The sequence below is a fragment of the Bartonella sp. AA78NXGY genome, from assembly GCF_042197005.1.
Lineage (GTDB): Bacteria > Pseudomonadota > Alphaproteobacteria > Rhizobiales > Rhizobiaceae > Bartonella.
This window is the reverse complement of the sequence record NZ_JBHIRI010000063.1, coordinates 1-1,665: the sequence shown is the minus strand read 5'-3', so window position 1 is coordinate 1,665 and position 1,665 is coordinate 1. Positions and strand designations below refer to the sequence as shown.

The window sequence follows — 1,665 nt, the reverse complement described above, 5'->3', positions numbered from 1 at the left end:
TGGAATAGTGCACCACGTATTTTTTATAGTGCAATTGAAAAATAAGAAGGTATCAAGTTTATAAAATATAAAAAACATGGTCATGATATATTTGATGTATTGCAAAGCTCTTTAATACTTTGCAATACGTTGAATTCTATCGGGAATGGATTACTATGTTGTGTAGAGAATTTTGTTTCAAAACATTCTATTGGGAAGAGAGGTTATTTATCTCGATAAATTCTACGTGTATAGATATTAATATTTGATGTTTCAATTTATATGTATAGAAAGTAATAAATTTGTTTGTTGCAAAAGACAGGTGTAACGAATAAAGCAAAGTTTAGTGTTTCTGAAAAAATGGGGACTTTATAAAATGTTTTGGTGAGAAAAACTGTTGTATGCGGGTACGCGGGGAAACATCAAGCTACTCTTCTCATACCTCAGGTTACATTCCTTATGACTTAAAATATGATAATCTATAGGTTCGAAGCTGTTATTTGATACGGAGTTATAATAAAGTTCGAATTTTCTTCTGAAGAAGGGTGAAAATGGTTACGAAAAAATTTATTCAGGATCATCAAAATATCAAATTGTTTTGAGGCTTTTGAAGCAATTAGAGTAGCGCTTTGATGATACTTTTTAGAAAATCGCAAGAAGAAACTTGAAAAAGAAATCTTTTTAATGAAGCAAGGAAGGATTTTGGTCTGATATGCTCTGAATTATAAGTGCCGTGATGTCGTGTGCTATTGTGCGTGATAGCTTCATTTTAATCAGATCGTTTTGCGTTGCATATGTTCGTTTGTTCTATACGTATTTGGGAGGGAAGGAGCTTTTGAAAAGTGGCTGCTGCTTTTAGAGATTTTGATATTTTACCTCTAGGAGGCGTGTTTTCTAAGCATGATCTTATCATTTTTGCATGTTGTCACATGAGAAGTTATACAATAACCTTAAATCTTAAAAGGAAAATTCTATGAACGTGAAAAGAAAAATATTGAAAAAGGGCAGTTCTTTTGTTTCTGCTGTTCTTGCAATGGGGATGTTTGTGCAACAAGTTTCAGCGAAAACACCTGCCGATACGCTTGTGATGGCTTGGAATCTTGATACAATAAGTACATTTGATCCCGCACAAATCAATGACCGTTATGGTAATGAAGTTCTTGTTAATGTTTGTGATAATTTAGTCGTTTCTGCTACAGATGATGCTGCTAAAATGGTTCCTTCTTTAGCGAAGAGTTGGGATGTTTCAAGTGATGATCAGAGTACGGTGATTACTTTTCACTTGCGTGATGGTTTAAAGTTCAATGATGGTCGTCCTGCGAATGCCAATGATCTTGTTTGGGGTATGAAGCGGGTTGTTCAATTGAAGATGGCTACTGCGGCGACATTTAATGAATATGGGATTACAGAACAAAACGTTGATGAGGCTTTTCAAGCACCGGACGACAAAACGGTGGTGATGAAATTTGATAAACCTTATCCAGCAGAGCTCATTCTTAGCCATTTTGCCACTAGTCGTACTCTTGCTTTGCTTGATCGTGAGACACTCATGAAACACGAAAAAAATGGTGATATGGGAAACCGGTATTTGGCAAGCCATTCTGCTTGCGTTGGTCCTTATCAGCTAGAGAGTTGGCGCCCTGGAGAAGGAATTTTGTTGCGTGCAAGCTCCAATTATTGGGGGGA

1 protein-coding gene is annotated in these 1,665 nt (G+C 36.0%); it reads left to right on the top strand.

What is annotated here, in order from left to right; translation table 11 throughout:
- Positions 1 to 952 precede the first annotated feature (952 nt).
- The coding region (locus ACFINL_RS09595; RefSeq protein ID WP_375651478.1) for an ABC transporter substrate-binding protein at positions 953 to 1,665 on the top strand (713 nt) is incomplete at its 3' end.